The organism is Catenibacillus scindens, assembly GCF_014202115.1.
GTDB classification, from domain to species: Bacteria; Bacillota; Clostridia; order Lachnospirales; family Lachnospiraceae; genus Catenibacillus; species Catenibacillus scindens.
In genome coordinates this window covers 1-1,845 of record NZ_JACHFW010000046.1, presented here as the reverse complement: position 1 = coordinate 1,845, position 1,845 = coordinate 1, and the positions used below count along the sequence as shown (strand labels likewise).

Annotated in this window: 1 protein-coding gene; it reads right to left on the bottom strand. The window is 44.3% G+C overall.

Annotated elements, in window-relative coordinates; genetic code table 11:
- Window positions 1–122: 122 nt before the first annotated feature.
- A complete protein-coding gene (locus HNP82_RS17710; RefSeq protein ID WP_207720666.1) occupies window positions 123–1,721 on the bottom strand; it encodes a transposase in 1,599 nt (532 codons plus the stop codon).
- Between the last annotated feature and the right edge of the window lie 124 nt (window positions 1,722–1,845).

Genomic DNA, 1,845 nt, shown 5'->3' with positions numbered 1-1,845 from the left:
GATGTTGGGGTCGAAACTATATAATTAGTTGTGCCCTGTACCTATAGTACCTTGAAAAATTCATATTTTGTAGTATTATGCTGGGATTTCTGGCATATATGCCGGGTATTTCCCTCCTTGTTTTATGCAAGTACCGGATTTTGAGCATAGTTTCCCAGACCCTTCACATAATTGAAGAGCTTTCGGAAATTTAGTGCCGCTATCTTCGAACCGAAAAAGAACTTGCCACGCTGTTTTCCACGAGGCATCTTTTCCAGATGGTAATTCCTGCGGATATTTGACGGTACAGTCTCTACTCCATTACGGAGTCTTGCGTAGTTTTTAAATTCTTCACTGCTCATGTCCCGCTGGATCTTCGCACGTTCATGTGCCGCTTTGGATGTTACTATTTTGGCAACCCGCTTAAAGATCTTCGGTTTACATTGGTCCTGGTACGGGCAGTTGGCACACTGCTCATGCAGAAAGGAAACGGCGCACTGCCTGCTCTGCTTCATATAGGAGCAGCTTTTCGGCGCATAACCTGCCGGACACCGGAGAACTTTTGTTCCTTCTTCGTTGAATTCAAAATCAGCAAGGATATCCGGGGCGAATTTCCCCGTCAGGCTTGTAGTGATCAGTTCTACATTCTTCTCCGATGCGAGCTGCGTGTTTTCTGTCCCGCTGTATGCGCCATCCGTAATTATGACTGTCCGCTCTTCCTGTTTCTCCATCTGCTCAAGATGTTCCTGGAGAAACTGGCTGTCACTGTGATTGTTCTGGTCATATTGATAATCCGTTACAACGGAACCATTCTTACCTACGGATTCCTCAAGGTTGGCTGTATATCCCCGATGCTCTTTTCCGGCTTTGCTCCGGAATGTAGCCTCCGGATCAGAAGGGTTCTGCATCATGGATGAGTTCATACCGCCGTCTTCTTTTGTGCGGAGTCTGCGAGTTCCATTTTCAACAACTGTCTGTTCAGACAGGCATCTGACAAACAGATCATACTCTGTTGAATCCTGATACTCAGACTCACATAAGGTGAGAAGTTTATCGGCATCCGCAAGAAGCTGCTTTAATCGTTCCTCTGCATCCGTACTTCTCTGGTGATAGATCACTCTGTTGAAATCATTCGGATCTGTGTAGTGCTTCAGATCCTCCGGCAGAGCAGAATCATTTGCCTTATTCATAGAAACTGCCAGCTTTGAAATACAAGTATAGATCAGTTCCATCCGGCTGAGTTTACGGATGTTGGATTCGATCATCATGGAATCCATACGCCGGATCTTCCCGCTGATCCTCATCAGTTTGGCCATGGAAGCGCTCAGGTCATTTACGCAGTCATGGTAAAGATCCTTGTTATGAAGTGTTTCGTAATCATAGCACCGCCTGCGGAAACGGCTCAGAGTCTTGTCGCTCAGCGGCTGCTCTTCGAAACTCGTTGTGTGCAGGGCATACTGGAGCCGGAAATCCAACATAAGATTTTCAACCATTTCATCATCCGAATAATCAAAAAGCTCTTTGATAATGAGTGCACCAACGATTACATTTACCGGAGTATTCGGTCTGGATGCCTTATTACTGTATAAGACAGAAAAGCGCTTTTCATCAATGGCAGGGAATATTTCATCAGCAAAAACTTTTGCCCAGGATTTTTCCAGTGCTTTCTGTTCCCTGGCGGTTAAGCCGGAAAAACTATCTGTAAATGATATTTGCTGGTAAGAATTTTCTTTGAATGACATAAAGATTACCTTCTTTTCTAGGATAGCTCTATTATACAGCAAGAGAAGCATTTCGGCTTGTATTTACTACAAAATATATGAACTTTTCAAGGTGCTATAGACAGGCTTTTGACCCCAATATCAT

Bases quoted from the DNA above. Each gene is read 5' to 3' on its own strand.
- HNP82_RS17710 (WP_207720666.1), bottom strand. From the start codon at position 1,721: ATGTCATTCAAAGAAAATTCTTACCAGCAAATATCATTTACAGATAGT.